Annotated in this window: 17 protein-coding genes; 8 read left to right on the top strand and 9 right to left on the bottom strand. The window is 73.4% G+C overall.

What is annotated here, in order from left to right:
* Positions 1 to 6 precede the first annotated feature (6 nt).
* Positions 7 to 651: a response regulator gene (locus QSK36_RS09135; protein ID WP_285782041.1), complete on the bottom strand. Its 645-nt coding sequence runs from the start codon at positions 649 to 651 to the stop codon at positions 7 to 9.
* Complete coding sequence (locus tag QSK36_RS09130) at positions 648 to 1,799, bottom strand: sensor histidine kinase (protein ID WP_285782040.1); 1,152 nt, start codon at positions 1,797 to 1,799, stop codon at positions 648 to 650. The genes QSK36_RS09135 and QSK36_RS09130 overlap by 4 nt, the downstream gene beginning before the upstream one ends.
* 189 nt (positions 1,800 to 1,988) lie before the next feature.
* On the opposite strand from QSK36_RS09130, the gene QSK36_RS09125 reads away from it, so the two are divergent.
* The 3 genes from QSK36_RS09125 to QSK36_RS09115 all read left to right on the top strand — a co-directional run bounded on the left by QSK36_RS09125 (position 1,989) and on the right by QSK36_RS09115 (position 4,878).
* The gene (locus QSK36_RS09125) at positions 1,989 to 2,627 is read left to right on the top strand and encodes a hypothetical protein (protein WP_285782039.1); all 639 of its coding nucleotides are present in this window, start codon (positions 1,989 to 1,991) and stop codon (positions 2,625 to 2,627) included.
* A 65-nt stretch (positions 2,628 to 2,692) separates the two neighbouring features.
* Positions 2,693 to 4,120, top strand: coding sequence for an adenylosuccinate lyase (gene purB, locus QSK36_RS09120; RefSeq protein WP_285782038.1), 1,428 nt, complete (start codon positions 2,693 to 2,695; stop codon positions 4,118 to 4,120).
* A gap of 8 nt (positions 4,121 to 4,128) precedes the next feature.
* Positions 4,129 to 4,878 carry a GNAT family N-acetyltransferase gene (locus QSK36_RS09115; RefSeq protein ID WP_285782037.1) on the top strand — a complete coding sequence of 250 codons (750 nt, stop codon included), beginning with the start codon at positions 4,129 to 4,131 and terminating at the stop codon, positions 4,876 to 4,878.
* Between the two features lie 12 nt (positions 4,879 to 4,890).
* On the opposite strand, the gene QSK36_RS09110 is transcribed toward QSK36_RS09115, so the two are convergent.
* On the bottom strand, positions 4,891 to 5,628 hold the full coding sequence (locus tag QSK36_RS09110; RefSeq protein WP_285782036.1) for an HAD family hydrolase: 738 nt from the start codon (positions 5,626 to 5,628) through the stop codon (positions 4,891 to 4,893).
* A 98-nt stretch (positions 5,629 to 5,726) separates the two neighbouring features.
* Here QSK36_RS09110 and QSK36_RS09105 point away from each other — a divergent pair, with 98 nt between their 5' ends.
* Together QSK36_RS09105 and QSK36_RS09100 are read left to right on the top strand one after the other, a co-directional pair.
* Positions 5,727 to 6,173, top strand: a complete 447-nt coding sequence (locus QSK36_RS09105; protein ID WP_285782035.1) for an ArsR/SmtB family transcription factor — start codon at positions 5,727 to 5,729, stop codon at positions 6,171 to 6,173.
* Complete coding sequence (locus tag QSK36_RS09100; RefSeq protein ID WP_183532152.1) at positions 6,170 to 6,616, top strand: SRPBCC family protein; 447 nt, start codon at positions 6,170 to 6,172, stop codon at positions 6,614 to 6,616. Before QSK36_RS09105 ends, QSK36_RS09100 begins: the two co-directional genes overlap by 4 nt.
* A gap of 146 nt (positions 6,617 to 6,762) precedes the next feature.
* Here QSK36_RS09100 and QSK36_RS09095 read toward each other — a convergent pair whose 3' ends face one another.
* The 3 genes from QSK36_RS09095 to QSK36_RS09085 form a co-directional block, all read right to left on the bottom strand.
* Positions 6,763 to 7,521 (bottom strand): MerR family transcriptional regulator, encoded by a 759-nt coding sequence (locus tag QSK36_RS09095; protein ID WP_285782034.1) that lies wholly within the window; start codon positions 7,519 to 7,521, stop codon positions 6,763 to 6,765.
* 154 nt (positions 7,522 to 7,675) lie between these two features.
* Entirely contained in the window at positions 7,676 to 8,821 is a 1,146-nt protein-coding gene (locus tag QSK36_RS09090) for an RNA polymerase sigma factor (protein WP_285782306.1), read from the bottom strand.
* An 11-nt stretch (positions 8,822 to 8,832) separates the two neighbouring features.
* Positions 8,833 to 9,240, bottom strand: coding sequence for a YciI family protein (locus QSK36_RS09085; RefSeq protein ID WP_285782033.1), 408 nt, complete (start codon positions 9,238 to 9,240; stop codon positions 8,833 to 8,835).
* Between the two features lie 138 nt (positions 9,241 to 9,378).
* Between QSK36_RS09085 and QSK36_RS09080 the strand changes: the two genes are divergently transcribed.
* Together QSK36_RS09080 and QSK36_RS09075 are read left to right on the top strand one after the other, a co-directional pair.
* A complete protein-coding gene (locus QSK36_RS09080) occupies positions 9,379 to 10,206 on the top strand; it encodes a MerR family transcriptional regulator (RefSeq protein ID WP_285782032.1) in 828 nt (275 codons plus the stop codon).
* Entirely contained in the window at positions 10,203 to 10,760 is a 558-nt protein-coding gene (locus QSK36_RS09075) for a GyrI-like domain-containing protein (protein WP_285782031.1), read from the top strand. The genes QSK36_RS09080 and QSK36_RS09075 overlap by 4 nt, the downstream gene beginning before the upstream one ends.
* 10 nt (positions 10,761 to 10,770) lie before the next feature.
* Here QSK36_RS09075 and QSK36_RS09070 read toward each other — a convergent pair whose 3' ends face one another.
* Genes QSK36_RS09070 through QSK36_RS09060 form a run of 3 tightly spaced genes read right to left on the bottom strand, consistent with a single transcriptional unit; the run spans position 10,771 to position 13,030 of the window.
* A complete protein-coding gene (locus QSK36_RS09070) occupies positions 10,771 to 11,874 on the bottom strand; it encodes a tyrosine-type recombinase/integrase (RefSeq protein WP_183532162.1) in 1,104 nt (367 codons plus the stop codon).
* 52 nt (positions 11,875 to 11,926) lie between these two features.
* Complete coding sequence (locus tag QSK36_RS09065) at positions 11,927 to 12,394, bottom strand: ribosomal protein L7/L12 (protein ID WP_183532164.1); 468 nt, start codon at positions 12,392 to 12,394, stop codon at positions 11,927 to 11,929.
* Positions 12,395 to 12,454: 60 nt separating this feature from the next.
* Positions 12,455 to 13,030, bottom strand: coding sequence for a helix-turn-helix domain-containing protein (locus tag QSK36_RS09060; RefSeq protein ID WP_285782030.1), 576 nt, complete (start codon positions 13,028 to 13,030; stop codon positions 12,455 to 12,457).
* A 108-nt stretch (positions 13,031 to 13,138) separates the two neighbouring features.
* Here QSK36_RS09060 and QSK36_RS09055 point away from each other — a divergent pair, with 108 nt between their 5' ends.
* Complete coding sequence (locus tag QSK36_RS09055; RefSeq protein ID WP_285782029.1) at positions 13,139 to 13,975, top strand: EamA family transporter; 837 nt, start codon at positions 13,139 to 13,141, stop codon at positions 13,973 to 13,975.

The raw sequence follows: 13,975 nt of genomic DNA, 5'->3' as shown, positions 1-13,975 counted from the left end.
CGAGTGTCAGCCCGGAACGACCAGGCCCGACTCGTAGGCGAAGATCACCGCCTGGATGCGGTCGCGCAGGCCGAGCTTGGTGAGGATGCGGCTGACGTGGGTCTTGGCGGTGGTGTCGGAGATGAACAGTCGCGCGGCGATCTCGGGGTTGGACAGGCCGCGCGCCATGAGCCGCAGCACCTCGACCTCGCGGACGGTGAGGGTGTCGAGGGCGGGCGCGCGGCGCGGCGCGGGCGCCCTGGCGAACGCCTCGATGACGCGGCGGGTCACCGCGGGGGCGAGCATGCCGTCCCCGGCGGCGACCACCCGCACCGCCTCGATGAGCCGCTCGGCGGGCGCCTCCTTGGTGAGGAATCCCGCGGCCCCCGCCCGCAGCGCCTCGTAGACGTACTCGTCGAGGTCGAAGGTGGTCAGGACGATGATCCTGGTCGGCTGTCCGGACAACATCCTGGTCGCCTCCAGCCCGTTGAGACCGGGCATCCGGATGTCCATCAGGGCGACGTCGGGGGCGAGAGCGCGGACCGCGCGCACGGCCTGCTCGCCGTCGCCGGCCTCGGCCACCACCTCGATGTCGGGCTCGTCGTCGAGCAGCATCCGAAAGCCCCTTCTGACCATCGCCTGGTCGTCGGCGACCACCACGCGGATGCTCATCGCCCGTTCCCCGGCAGCGGCAGCACGGCGTGCACCCGGAACCCGCCGCCTTCGCGCGGCCCGGCCTCCAGGATCCCGTCGTAGAGTGCCGCCCGCTCGCGCATGCCGATGAGACCGTGCCCGCTGCCCTGGCCGAGCGGCGCCGTTCCGCCGCCGTCGTCGGTGACGACGAGTTCCAGGGCGCCGCCGGTCCACCGGACCGTCACGTCGGCACGGGCTCCCCGCCCGGCGTGCCGCAGGGCGTTGGTGAGCGCCTCCTGGACGATCCGGTAGGCCGCGAGATCCACCCCCGGAGGCAGGGTGGAGGGGCGGCCCTCCACCGTGGACGTCACCATGAGCCCGGCCTCGCGCATCTGGCCCAGCAGCGGTGGCAGCCCGCCGAGCCCCGGTTGCGGGGTGAGCGAGAGCTGTTCGTCGTCGGTGCGCAGGATGCCCAGCAGCCGCCGCAGCTCGGCGATGGCGCCCCGGCCGGTCTGCTCGACCTCCTCCAGCAGGCCGCTGTCGCCGGGCCGATCGTGCCGCAGCCGCCGCCGTACGACGCCGGTCTGGACGACCATGACGCTGAGGCTGTGGGCGACCACGTCGTGCAGCTCGCGGGCGATCCTGGTCCGCTCGGCCTGCACGGCCCGCTGCGCGTCCTCGGCGCGCCGCCGTTCGAGCTCGGCGGCCTGCCGCTTGAGCAGCCGGGCCTCCTCGCCGCGCCGGCGTACGAGGTGACCGAGCGTCCACGCCCCGCCGAACAGGACGCCGGTGAACAGATAGTCCCCTGCCCCGCCCCGGTTGGGGTCGATGGCGAACCCGACCAGCACGAATGTCGCCACCATGGCCGCGCCGACGACGGCGTCCCTGAATCTGGCGTGCACCGCCAGCGTGTAGCAGGCCACGATCATGGCGAAGAAGGCGTAGCCGCTTTCGAAGCCGTGCGCGAACGGCGCGGAGGCGGCCAGGACGACCATGATGGCGGCGACCACGCCCAGTGGCCAGATCCGCCGCCAGGCGACGGGCACAACCGTGGCCGCGGCGACGAGCATCTCCGTTCGGGTGAACGGCAGGGAGGTGCTCGTCACACCTTCCAGGACGGCCGCGACACCGAGCACGGCGGCGATCGCGGCATCGACCAGGGGCGGCCGGGGCGGAAACCAGCGCATGGCGGTCACGATAGACGTCGCCGCGGGGCTGCGAATCGTCCGCGCGGACGACGGACCGGCGCCCTGCGGAGCCCGCGCGTCGTCGCCGCGGACGACGCCGCGATCGTCGCCGCGCCGGACGACCGGGACAGTGCCCGCGGCCTACGGTGACGGCCTCACCCACACGAGCTCAGCTTCGAGGAGGCTCACATGTCCGCAACCCCCGAGGACTTCCGCCGCCGTCTGTCCGGCGTCTGCCTGATCGCCGGACCCGTCGTCATGACCGTGGCGATGGCCCTCAAGACGATCTCCGGTGACGACTCCCGCGCCGTCCTCACCGCGGTCGCCGCCGACCCGGACCGGTTCGGCCTGGCGATCCTGCTGCAGATGGTCGCCGTCCTGCTCATGCTGCCCGGGCTGGCAGGACTGACGCGGCTGTTTCCCGGGCGCGGCGCGGTGCTCGGTCACCTCGGGATCGGGCTCCTGGCGCTGAACGCGCTCGGCAACCTGGGGGACGCGGCGAGCGGGCCGGCCCTGGCGGCGCTGGCCTCCGGCGGCGTCACCGGACAGGAGGTCGCGATCGCCGACGTGGTCGCCGGCCAGCCGGTCTTCGTCGCCGTCCAGCTCATGGTGCTCGTCGGCCTGCTGGGCTTCGTGCTGCTGGCGGCGGGGCTGCTGCGGGCCCGTACGGTGCACCCGGTCGTTCCCGCGCTGCTCCTGGCGAGCCTGGTGTCGTTCTTCGTCCCGGTCACCGAGGCGGTGGGCGGCGTGCTGCTCCTCCTGGCGTACGGGATGGTGGGCGTCCGTTTCCTGCGCCCGGAGCCGGGGCCGGTGCCCGCCGTGGCCTGAGCCCCCCGTGCGTGCCCGGCACCTGCGGACAGCCGGAAGGAACGGGCTCAATAGACTGGGCCAACGTGAATGCCAAGCCGCGTATCCCGAATGTCCTGGCCGCCCGTTACGCTTCGCCGGAGCTGGCCCGTCTGTGGTCTCCCGAGCACAAGGTGGTGCTGGAACGCAGGCTCTGGCTCGCCGTGCTCAGGGCCCAGGCCGACCTCGGGATCGAGGTGCCCGAGCCGGCGATCGCCGACTACGAGAAGGTGGCCGAGCAGGTCGACCTGGCCTCCATCGCCGAGCGGGAGAAGGTCACGCGGCACGACGTGAAGGCCCGCATCGAGGAGTTCAACGCCCTGGCCGGGCACGAGCACGTCCACAAGGGCATGACCTCCCGCGACCTGACCGAGAACGTCGAGCAGTTGCAGATCCGCGACAGCCTGCTGCTGGTGCGCGGCAGGGTCGTGGCGCTGCTGGCCCGCCTGGGCCGCCTGGCCGCCGAGCACGCCTCGACCGTCATGGCGGGGCGCTCGCACAACGTCGCCGCGCAGGCGACCACGCTCGGCAAGCGCTTCGCGACCGCCGCCGACGAACTGCTGGTGGCCTACGAGCGGCTGGAGGACCTGCTGGAGCGCTACCCGCTGCGCGGGATCAAGGGCCCGGTCGGCACCGCGCAGGACATGCTCGACCTGCTCGGCGGCGAGGAGCGGCTGGCCGCGCTGGAGGACCGCGTCGCCGCGCACCTGGGGTTCGCCCGCCGCTTCACCAGCGTCGGCCAGGTCTACCCCCGCTCGCTGGACTACGACGTGCTGACCGCGCTGGTGCAGCTGGCCGCCGCGCCGTCCTCCCTGGCCAAGACCATCCGCCTGATGGCCGGGCACGAGCTGGTCACCGAGGGCTTCAAGGAAGGCCAGGTCGGTTCGTCGGCGATGCCGCACAAGATGAACACCCGTTCCTGCGAGCGCGTCAACGGCCTCACCGTGATCCTGCGCGGGTACGCCTCGATGGCCGGGGAGCTTGCCGGCGACCAGTGGAACGAGGGCGACGTGTCCTGCTCGGTCGTCCGCCGGGTCGCCCTGCCCGACGCGTTCTTCGCCTTCGACGGCCTGGTGGAGACCATGCTGACCGTGCTGGACGAGTTCGGCGCGTTCCCGGCGGTCATCGAGGCCGAGCTGGGCCGCTACCTGCCGTTCCTCGCCACGACCAAGATGCTCATGGCGGCCGTGCGGGCCGGGGTCGGCCGCGAGACCGCCCACGAGATCATCAAGGAGCACGCGGTCGCCTCGGCGCTGGCCATGCGATCGCGCGGCGTGGGCAACGAGCTGCTCGACCGTCTGGCCGCCGACGGGCGTTTCCCGCTCGGCCGGGCCGAGCTCGACGCGCTGCTGGCCGACCGGGCCTCCTTCGCGGGCGCGGCCGCCGGTCAGGTGGCGGCCGTGACCGCGCGGGTCGGCGAGATCACCGCGCGCCATCCCGATGACGCCGCCTACGTCCCGGGTTCGATCCTTTAGGGACACGCGTGCGTGAACTGGTGAGCGAGGCCGAGGTCGTCGCCGCCTCGGGCGACGACGACCTCGTCGTGTGGGCGGCGCAGGGCATGCGGCCCGGCGTGCGCGCCTGGGCGTACGGGGACGCGGTGGCGGTGGCCGGCCCCGAGGCGTCCCGGCGCGACCGCCTGGTGGTGCGGGGCACGGCCGCCCAGGTCGTCCCGCTTGTGCGGCACGCCCTGGCCGAGGCCGGGCCGTCGTATCGGCCCCTCGGCGACGCCGCGGTGATCGAACAGGTCGTCGAGGCCGTGCCGGAGCTGGAGCCGGCGGTCCGCTTCTCCTGGATGGGCACCGAGAAGCTCGCCCCGCCCCGTCACGAGGCGAGCGGCGGGGAGGGGGCGGCCTCCTGGCTGGCGGACTGGGCCACCCCGGAGGTGGCGGCGCTGCTCGCCGCCGCCAGCCCCGACTCCTACGCCGTGCCGGGCCTGCCGCGCGTACGCCGCTGGGCCGGCGTCCGGGACGGCTCGGGCGCTCTGCTGGCGGTCGCGGCCGACGCGTGGTCCGCGCCGACGGTGGGCCTGCTCGCCGGCGTCGCGACCGCCTCACCGGCGCGGGGACGCGGGCTGGGGGAGCGGGTGTGCAGGTTCGTGGCGTCCGCGCTGATCGCGGAGCACGGCCGCGCGGCGCTGATGGTGGACGACTGGAACCGGGCGGCCGTCGTCGTCTACGAACGGCTCGGCTTCTCCCGCCGCCGCGTCGCCGCCACCGGCCTGCGCAGCTGAGCCTTTCGCGGTTCAGGCGGCGCGCGACGGGCCGAGCAGGCGCGGACTCAGCGCGGCCAGCACATCGGGCAGATCACGCAGCGTGGTGATCCTCGTCACGGCGGGGGAGGAGGTGCCGGGCTCGGCGCGGTAGCGGTCGAGCCACACCCCGTGCATCCCCGCCCGGGTGGGGGCGACCGCGTCGAGCAGGAGGTTGTCGCCGACCATGAGCACCTCCTGCGGGCGCAGGCCGAGCTTCGCCGCCGCCTCGTGGTAGCACCGTGAGGCGGGCTTGAACGCGCCGAGCGTGTCGGGCGTCAGCACCACCTCCATGCGGTCCATCAGCCCGATGCGGCGCAGTTTGGCCTCCTGCTGCACGGCCACACCGTTGGTGAGCACGCCCAGCACGGGGGCGCCGTCGAGGGCCGCCAGCGCGTCCAGTGTCTCGGGCACGTCGGCGAAGGCGGCCCAGGCCGACTCGTAGTGGGTCAGGAAGCCGGCGAAGGCCGCGTCCGGGTCGGACGGCTCGGGCAGCCCGAGCCGCCGGCAGAACTCGCGCAGCCGCCGGCGCCGCTGCTCGGCGAACGAGCACTCCCCGGCCTGCCACGCGGGCACGTGCTTGTCCTCCAGGTCGAGCCACAGCGCCGGCGTCTCCGGCAGCAGCTCGTGACCGGGGCAGACCGACTCGGTCCAGCGGGTCGCGGCGTGCGCGACCGCCCGGCGATGATCGAAAAGGGTCTCGTCGAGGTCGAACAGAATGGCCCTGATCACGAGTCCCCATCTTGACTGGGTCGTGTTTCCGGCGCGTTTCCTGACTGTGAAGCCCACCGGAGATGACAGGTAGGAAATTTCCTACGTATTATGGGGTCGTGGACGTCACCCCCACCGCCGTACGGCGGTCGTCACCGGCGGAAGACGAGATCTTCGCCGCACTCGCCAGCCCGGTGCGGCGCGAGGTGCTGCGCCTGCTCCGCGAGCGCGGCCCCCAGTCCGTGCAGGAGCTGGCCTCCTGCTTCTCCATGGCCCGGCCCAGCTTCTCCGAGCACCTGCGGGTGCTGCGCGAGGCGGGCCTGGTCAGCGAACGCAGGGACGGCAGGCGCCGGCTCTACCGTCTGGAGCCCGTCCCGCTGGTCCGGGTCCGCGACTGGCTGGACCCCTACGAGCGGTTCTGGCGCGACAGGCTGTCCGCCCTGCGCCACCTGCTCGACGACACCGAAACCACAGGCACCGAAACCACAGGCGAAACCGGCGCCGGCGGCCGCCCGCACGACAGCGGCAGCGGCCCCCGGACGGACCAGGACGAGGAGAGACCATGACCGACGCCGACGACCCGACCGTGCTGCGCCTAGACGAATACCTGGCACACCCGCCCGCCCGCGTGTGGCAGGCCCTGACCGACCCGGACCTGCTCGCTCGGTGGTTCATGCCGGGCGACTTCCGCCTCAGCGTGGGACACCGCTACACGATGGGCGGGACGGCCATGCCCGGCACCGGGTTCTCCGGCACCGTCCAGGCCGAGGTGCTGGCCTTCGAGCCCGAGCGCATGCTCCGCCTGGGCTGGCGCGACGCCGACCCCGCCAGCCCCGGCGGCGCCGAATGGACGATCACCTGGACGCTCGAACCCGAAGGCCGGGGCACCCGGCTGTTCCTCACCCACGAGGGCTTCGACCCCGGCAACGAGATGCAGCGGCGCGCCCGCTCCATCATGGACGGCGGATGGCGCCGCCTGATGACCGGCTCGCTCGCCGCCGTACTGTGACCCCCCGGACCCCCGGACCCCCTGGACCCCCCGGACCCCCTGGACCCCCCGGACCCCCTGGACCCCCTGGACCCCCTGGACCCCCTGGACCCCCTGGACCCCCTGGACCCCAGGGTGGACCGTCCTGAGTGGGCCACCACCCGGGGTCAGGCGTGCCGCGCCGCGTTGGCGTGGACCGCGTCGCGGACATAGCGGCTCAGCCCCTCGGCGACCCGCTCATAGTTCGCGGCGAAGCGCGGATCGGTCACGTACATCTCCCCGAGGCCCTTGTGGATCTCGTAGGTGCAGTCGTAGAACCAGCGGGTGATGTGCGCACGGTGCCGTTCGGCCACGTCCATCGCCCGCTCGCCGTCCGCGGGCGCCCCCTCGGCGAAAGCCGCCGCGAACGCCTGCAGCACCTCGCCGGCCTCCGCCGTGATGGCCCGCCAGTCGTCCTTGGTGTAGCGGGCCGTCCGGCGGCGGCTCTGCTCGAACGCGTCGGTGCCGCCCCAGCGCTCCTCCGTCTCCTCGGCGTACTGCTCGGGATCGAAGTCGCCGAAGACCTCGAACCGCTCCTGCGGCGTGAGGGAAAACCCCATCTTCCTCGCCTCCATCGCACGTTCGACCGCCGCCGCCATCGCCTCCAGCCGCCCGATCCTGCGCCGCAGCAATTCGTGCTGGCGGCGCAGGTGGGTCACCGGGTCCCCGCCCGGATCGTCGAGGATGACGGCGATCTCCTCCAGGGAGAACCCGAGCTCCCGGTAGAACAGCACCTGCTGTAGCCGGTCGAGGTCCGGCTCGCTGTAGCGCCGGTATCCGGCAGCCGACCGCTCGCTGGGCCGCAGCAGCCCGATCTCGTCGTAGTGGTGCAGCGTGCGCACCGTGATCCCCGCGAAGCGGGCGACCTGGCCGACCGAGTAGCCCATGGGCTCTCCTCCCTTCCGGGGTCCAAGCCTGCGGCCTCCCGCGACGTGAGGGTCAAGCCGAGCAGCCCGGGCCGATATCGGCGTGTGAACACCCGGCCGCCGGGGGCCGTCCTCACCGCGCTGTTCTCACCGTGCTGTTCTCACCGTGCTGTTCTCACCGACGCGGCAGTTGCCGCACCCGTGCGGCCTCTCGGGTGAGGTGGTCGCGTTCGGGCACGCTGGTGGCGGCGCGGGCGGCCTCGGCGTACAGCTCGGCGGCGCGCTGGAGGTCGCCGGCGCGTTCGTGCAGGTACGCCGTCACCGCGGCGTAGCGGGGCAGGCCGGGGTCCACGCCGGCCAGCGCCGCCAGGCCGGCCCGCGGCCCGTCGGCCTCGCCGACCGCCACCGCGCGGTTGAGCCGCACCACCGGGCTGCCGGTGAGGAGCAGCAGTTCGTCGTACCACTCCACGATCTGCACCCAGTCGGTCTCGCAGGCGCTGCGGGCGTCGGCGTGCAGGGCGGCGATCGCGGCCTGCGCCTGGTATTCGCCCAGCCGGTCGCGGGCCAGCGCGCCCTGCAGGATCGTCACCCCCTCGGCGATCAGGCCGGTGTCCCAGCGCGACCGGTCCTGCTCGGCGAGCGGCACCAGCCGACCTCCAGGGCCGGTGCGAGACGCGCGGCGCGCGTGGTGCAGCAGCATGAGCGCGAGCAGCCCGGCGACCTCGGGTTCGTCGGTCAGAGCGACGAGCTGGCGGGTCAGGCGAATCGCCTCGGCCGCCAGGTCGACGTTTCCTCCGTACCCCTCGTTGAAGACGAGGTAGAGCACCCGCAGCACCGTCCCGAGATCGCCGGGCTGGTCGAGCGGCAGCCCCGCGATCCGCCGCTTGGCCCGGCTGATCCGCTGCGCCATGGTCGCCTCGGGGACGAGGTGGGCCGTCGCGATCTGCCGCGTGGTCAGGCCGCCGACCGCGCGCAGCGTCAGCGCGACGGCCGAACTCTGCGGCAGGGTGGGGTGCGCGCACAGGAAGTACAGCCGCAGCGTGTCGTCGGTGGCGGGCGCAGGACCGGCGGGAGGCTCGGCCTCCACGGTCAGCTCCCGCCCCCGCCGCGACGCCTCGGCACGGGCGGCGTCGAGGAACCTGCGCCAGGCGGCCGCGACGAGCCAGGCCTTCGGATCGCGCGGTGGATCGCCGGGCCAGGTGTCCAGTGCCCGGATCAGGGCCTCCTGCACGGCGTCCTCGGCCGAGGCGAAGTCGGCTCCGCGCCGGACGAGGATGCCGATCACCACGGGTACGAGCTCCCGCAGCAGCGACTCGTTCACCGCGTCACCCGTCACTCCGTCACCGTGGGCGGCTCGGTGAGGAACGGCCGGACCTCGAGCCACTCGTAAATCGGCTCGCCGCGGGGCCCGGGAGCGGCGGACAGCTCCCCGGCCAGCTGGAGCGCGCGATCCCAGGACTCCACATCGATGATCATCCAGCCGGCGATGAGGTCCTTGGTCTCGGCGAACGGACCGTCGGTCACGGGCGGGCGCCCCTCGCCGTCATACCGCACGAACGTGCCCTCGGGTGCCAGCGCCTGTTCGTCGACGAACTCACCCGTCTCCTCCAGGCGGGCCGCGAAGTCGCGCATGTACTGGATGTGCGCGTCGACCTCCTCCGGCGTCCACTGGTCCATCGATCCGTAGTCGACGACGTGGGCCGGGCCACCTCGGTAGTGCTTCAGCAGCAGGTACTTCACGGTGGTTCTCCTTCTTCCTCACGCGGCCCGTCGTCGCCGCTCCTGCCCCTGGGACGGAGCCGGCACCGCATTCTCGACACCCGGCGCGACATCTTTCCAAGAAATCCCGCGTTGGACTCTCCCACTGGGGGAGAGGCCATGCTGGGGCACGTGAACGACGACCTCCTGTCGATCGGGCAGTTCGCCCGCCTCGCCCGGCTCAGCGTCAAGCAACTGCGCCACTACGCCACACTCGGCCTGCTCGAACCCGCCTGGATCGACCCCGCCAGCGGCTACCGCTACTACCGGACCGTCCAGGCCCGCGACGCGCTCGTCATCGGCCTGCTGCGCTCCCTCGACGTCCCGCTACCCGTCGTCGCGGAGGTGCTGTCCCACGGCGGCGAGGGAGAGGACGCCCGGGGACGGGACTCCGCGGCCGCCGCGCTCGCCCGGGTCAGGGACGACCTGGAGGCCGAACTCGCCCGCCGCAGGCGCACCCTCAAGAGCCTCGAACACATCCTCGCCACCGGCCTGCCCGGCGCCGAGGTCACCGTCGTCACCGAACCCCCGCGCCCCGCGATCGTCGTCCGCGACCTGGCGGCCACCCCCGAGGACATCGGCCGCGCCACCTCCGCCTGCGTCGCCCGGCTGATGGCCGCCGGACCACCCGCACCGGCCCTCGTCGGACTGTTCCCGCTCGACTACGGCGAGTCCATCCCCGTCGCCGTCGCCCTCACCGGCACCGGCCTGCCGCGGGTGCCCGGCGCCGACCCCGAGATCCTGCCCGGCGGCACGTTCGCCACCGCCGCCCACGTCGGCCCCTACGACCAGATCTCGCTCACCGCCCACGCCCTGCTCACCTGGTGCGCGGAACGCGGGCACGCCCCCATCGGCCCCCTCCGCGAGGCCTACGTCTCCGACCCCGCGACCACCCCGCCCGAGCGGCTGGTCACCCACCTGATGATCCGACTGGAGGACGAAGAATGAACTGGTATTCCGCCGCCGACACCCCCGAACTCGCCGACTTCGGCCCCGTCACGGGACTCGGCGTCACCGGACGCGGCGCACCCGGCGGGCCCGCGCACCTCGCCGCGATCACCGCCCTGTACGCCGTCGCGGAACCCCTCACCGGCCTCGCCGGGGGACTGCCCATGCCCGTGCTCGAAGGCCGCTGGTGGGTCGAGGACGCCACCCGCCATCCCCTCGACGTTCCCAGGGACGAATGGCACTGGCACCTGTTCCTGCGCCTGCCCGCCGCCCTCGACCCCGCCCTCGCCGAACAGGCCCGTGAGGCCGCCCGCCCCGCCCCCGGCGTCGACGCCGTCCAGCTCGTCACCTTCACCGACGGGCGGTGCGTCCAGATGACCCACCACGGGTCCTACGCCGAGGAACCGAAGTCGCTCGCGCTCATGGACGAGTTCATGCGCGCCCACGGCCTCGTCCCGGCCGGCCTCCACCACGAGATCTACCTGAGCGGCGTCCAGGAGACCGACCCCGCGGCCATCCGCACCATCCTGCGGCAACCCGTGCGCAGCGCCTGAACACCCTCCGTCAGGCGTCCGGCCCGGCCTGGTCGTTCCGTCCGGCCTGGCCGCGCCGGCGGCGCAGCAGCGGATGCGACCCCATCGCCACCTCCAGCTCCCCGGGCAGGTCGTCCCGGTAGCGGCCGAGCGTCGACAGATCGCTGTGGCCCAGCACCCGCCGCACCGCGTCCATGTCGGTGCCGTCCGCCAGCAGGTGCGTCGCCGTGGTGTGCCGTAACCCGTGCGGGGTCACCGCCCGGCGCCGCCCGGGATCCACCTGCCGCTGCACCCGGTCGATGACCGCCTGCACATCGCCCCGGGCCAGCCGCCTGCCCCGCCACGACAGCAACAGCGCCTTCTCGCCGTCCCCGCCCGCCCGCACCGCCAGGTACGCGTCGAGCGCCGCCGCGACGGCATCGGGCAGCGGAACATCCCGGGTGCGCCCGCCCTTACCGAAGATCCGCCAGTAACGCACCCCGTCGTTGGTGTAGAAGTCCTCCACGTTGGCCCGCACCAGCTCCGACACCCGCGGGCCCAGCGTGGTCAGCAGCAGCACCACCAGGGCGTCACGCACGTCCGTCCGCTGGTCGGCCCGCCTGCGGCGCCCCGCGCCGGAACCGGTCGCCTCCGCGGGCGGCGCGGCGGGGGAGCCCGCCGCCTCGATCAGGCCCTCGGCCTGCTCCCGTGTCAGCGCCCGGCGCTCCGGCCGCAGCCCACCCCGCTCCCGCGCCCGCACCGACGAGGCCGCCATCGGATCCAGATGCACCCAGCCCGCCGACGTGGCGTGCCGGAACAACGCCGACACCGACCGGCGGAACCGCGCCTGCGACGCCGCGCTCTGCCCGGTGTCCTTCCCCGTGCTTTTTCCCGTGCCCTTCCCCTGGCCGTCGCTCTTCCTGCGCTCGTCCGGCTTGCGCGCGAAGGCCAGCAGCACCGCGTCCACGTCCTCACCGGTCAGGTCGTCCAGCACCCGGTCCGGCCCGGCCAGCCGTACGAACGTGGCCACGTCCCGCGCGTAGACCTCGGCCGTGGCGGGCGACAGCGCACCGGTCACCGTCTTGGCTCGGACCAGCTCCACATAGCGGTCCCCGGCCTCCTGCACGGTCAGCCTGTTCACCTGTACGGGCAGCATGATCGACACCGTACCGAGCCGCACCGACAGCAAACGCAGCGGCGGCGGTCTCCTACCCCTCGCCGCCCTCCGCGTCGACGGCGTCGATCGCGTCGACGAACCGCTCGGCCTCCGACTGGCCCATGCCCGTCTCGCCGCGCACCAGGAACACCGCCTGCTCGCCGCGTCCGGCCGCCTTCAGCTCCCGCACCCGCGACGCCAGATCGGGCCGCGCGTGGCCCGGGGCCACCGGCAGCGGCCGCCCGGAGGCCAGGGCCTCGGCCAGGTCCTTGGCCTCCTTCAGGCCGAGCCCGGTCTGCTCGCGGATCAGCTTGATCGCTTCGATCTTCTTGTTGTCGGCGTACAGCTCCCGCACCCGGTGCTGCAGGTCGGCCGAGACCGGCGGCAGCAGGCCGGGGCTGCGCCACGCCAGCGGCCCGGCGGGGCGGGCACCGGCCCGCACGGCGGCGAGCCCCACACCGAGAAGCGCGATCACGATGACGGCGAGGACCAACAGCTCGAACGGACCGATGTTAGGCATGCGGTGATCGTAAGCCGCGCCCCAAGGAACAGTCAGCCCTTCCGGCTTCCGGCCGGTGGGTCAGGCGGGGCCGGGAGGCAGGTGGACGGTCATGATCAGGCTGCAGGTTCCGGTGCCCGAGGCGCGGTAGACGTGCGGGGCGTCGGCGTCGAACGTGGCGGTCTGCCCGGCTTCGACGACATGCTCCGCGCCGTCGACGACCAGGGTCATCCGGCCGGAGGTGACGCTGACGGTTTCCACGACTCCGGCCTGATGGGGGTGGCTGCGGTATTCCTCGCCCGGTTCCAGCCGCCAGCGCCACACCTCGACGGGGGCCGGGCCTGAGGTCGTCAGCATGAGCCGCGCCTCGCCGCCCCGTTCTCCGATCCACAGAGGCGCCACGGCGTCGGCGGCCACGACACGGACGCGGCCTTCTGGTGGTCCCTGCATCAGGGCGGACACCGAAATGCCGAGAGTGTCGGCCAGCCGGACCAGGGTGGCCAGGTTGGGATTGCCCTGGGCCTTCTCCAGCCCCACCAGGGCCCCCTTGCTGACCCGGGCACGCCGGCTGAGTTCCTCCAGGGACAGGCCTGCGCGGATGCGGGCAGCCCGGACGTTGTACGCGACTGTTCGCAGGGCTTCGGCTGTCTCGGCCATCTGATCACCCTACTGCGGCCATGCCACTTCGCTGCACCGTTCGGTCATTTGGTTATGCCGGTCGGTTTATTGTACGGTTCGGTCGTTCCAATGAAATAAGGATGTGCCGTGATCGCTCTGCTGCTGGCCCTCGGCAGCTCACTCGCGTACGGGTGCGCCGATTTCCTCGGCGGTCTTGGCGCCCGTAAGGCTCATGTGCTGCGCACCGTGGTGATCGCAGCCCCGGCCAGTCTCGCGGTCGAACTGCTGCTGTGGCCGTTGCTCGGCGCCTCGTTCAGCGCCGCTGCCCTCGGCTGGGGTGCCGCGTCGGGGGTCGCCTCGGCGGCCGCGTTCGCCCTGCTCTACCGCACCCTGGCGATCGGTCCGATGAACGTGCTGTCGCCCGTGACCGCGCTGGTGTCGGCCATGCTGCCCGTCGGCGCAGGTCTGTTGCAGGGCGAGCACCTGGCCGCCGCCGGGCTGGCAGGTCTGCCGCTCGCGCTGGTGGCGGTGGTGCTGGTCAGCGCCGGACACGGCGCGGGCGCGGCGCGCCCCTCGCGTACCGCGCTGCTGCTGGCGTTCGGCGCGGGCGCCGCCATCGCCCTTCAGCTGATCTTCTTGCACCAGACGCCGTCCGGCAGTGGCGTGGCTCCGCTGATCGTGGGCCGGGCGGTCTCCTCGGCCGTCACCCTGGCCGCGGCGGGGCTGATGCGCCGCAAGCTGGGCGCCGAGCGGCCCGCGTACGCGATGTCGGCGGCCGCGGGTGTGCTGGACTCGGTGGCGAACCTGCTGTTCCTGCTCGCCGCCCGCAGCGGGGACCTCGCCGTCGTCGCCGTCGTCACCGCCCTCTACCCGGCGGGCACGGTCCTGCTCGCCCGCGGCGTGCTCGCCGAGCGCATCCACCGCGGCCAGTTCGTCGGCCTGGGCGCCGCCGCCGTCGCCGTCAGCCTCCTCGCCCTGGCCTGA

Origin of the sequence: Microbispora sp. NBRC 16548 (assembly GCF_030268985.1) — a bacterium.
GTDB lineage: Bacteria > Actinomycetota > Actinomycetes > Streptosporangiales > Streptosporangiaceae > Microbispora > Microbispora catharanthi.
Note: the sequence above shows the minus strand (reverse complement) of the source record. Positions and strands in the feature narration are given on the sequence as shown.